We start from the raw sequence: 1,203 nt of genomic DNA on the forward strand, positions 1-1,203 counted from the left end.
TTTTGATTATTTAATGATTTTAGAAACAACTCCTGATGCTACTGTTCTTCCACCTTCTCTTATCGCAAATCTTAATCCTTCTTCCATTGCTATTGGGTGAATTAATTCTACTGTCATTTCTATGTTATCTCCTGGCATTACCATTTCTACTCCTTCTGGTAAGTTTACTGCTCCTGTTATATCTGTTGTTCTGAAGTAGAATTGTGGTCTGTATCCACTAAAGAATGGAGTATGTCTTCCTCCTTCTTCTTTTGTTAATACATATACTTCTCCGCTGAAGTTTGTATGAGGTGTTATTGATCCTGGTTTTGCTAATACTTGTCCTCTTTCTACTTCTTCTTTTTTTATTCCTCTTAATAATGCTCCTATATTATCTCCTGCTTCTCCTTGATCTAGTAGTTTTCTAAACATTTCTACTCCTGTACAAGTAGTTGTTGTTGTTTCTTTTATCCCTACTATTTCTATTTCTTCTCCTACTTTGATGATTCCTCTTTCTACTCTTCCTGTTACTACTGTTCCTCTTCCTGTTATTGTGAATACATCTTCTATTGGCATTAAGAATGGTTGATCTACTGGTCTTTCTGGAGTTGGTATATATTCATCTACTGCATCCATTAATTCCATTATTTTTTCTACCCATTGTTGCTCTCCATTTAATGCTCCTAATGATGATCCTGTTATTACTGGTACATCATCTCCTGGGAATCCATACTCTGTTAATAATTCTCTTACTTCCATTTCTACTAATTCTAATAATTCTTCGTCATCTACCATATCTGCTTTGTTTAAGTACACTACTATATAAGGTACTCCTACTTGTCTTGATAATAAGATGTGTTCTCTTGTTTGTGGCATTGGACCATCTGCTGCTGATACAACTAAAATTGCTCCATCCATTTGTGCTGCTCCTGTGATCATGTTTTTTACATAATCCGCATGTCCTGGACAATCTACGTGAGCATAATGTCTTTTTTCTGTTTCATACTCTATATGCGCTGTGTTGATTGTTATTCCTCTTTCTCTTTCTTCAGGTGCTTGGTCGATATTTTCAAAATCTACTTTTTGCGCTAACCCTTTTTCCGCTAATACTTTTGATATTGCTGCTGTTGTTGTTGTTTTACCATGGTCAACGTGTCCTATTGTTCCAACGTTTACATGTGGTTTACTTCTTTCAAATTTTTCTTTAGCCATTTTTTGCCTCCT

General features: G+C 35.2%; 1 protein-coding gene. It reads right to left on the minus strand.

Annotated features, from left to right (window positions below; all coding sequences use genetic code 11):
* Positions 1–6: 6 nt before the first annotated feature.
* A complete protein-coding gene (gene tuf, locus EV215_RS10435; RefSeq protein WP_134113942.1) occupies positions 7–1,191 on the minus strand; it encodes an elongation factor Tu in 1,185 nt (394 codons plus the stop codon).
* Positions 1,192–1,203: the final 12 nt, after the last annotated feature.

The organism is Hypnocyclicus thermotrophus, from assembly GCF_004365575.1.
Taxonomy (GTDB): Bacteria; Fusobacteriota; Fusobacteriia; order Fusobacteriales; family Fusobacteriaceae; genus Hypnocyclicus; species Hypnocyclicus thermotrophus.

What these genes read in the sequence shown, in the direction of transcription:
- tuf (WP_134113942.1), bottom strand. Translation starts at nt 1,191, where the DNA reads ATGGCTAAAGAAAAATTTGAAAGAAGTAAACCACATGTAAACGTTGGA.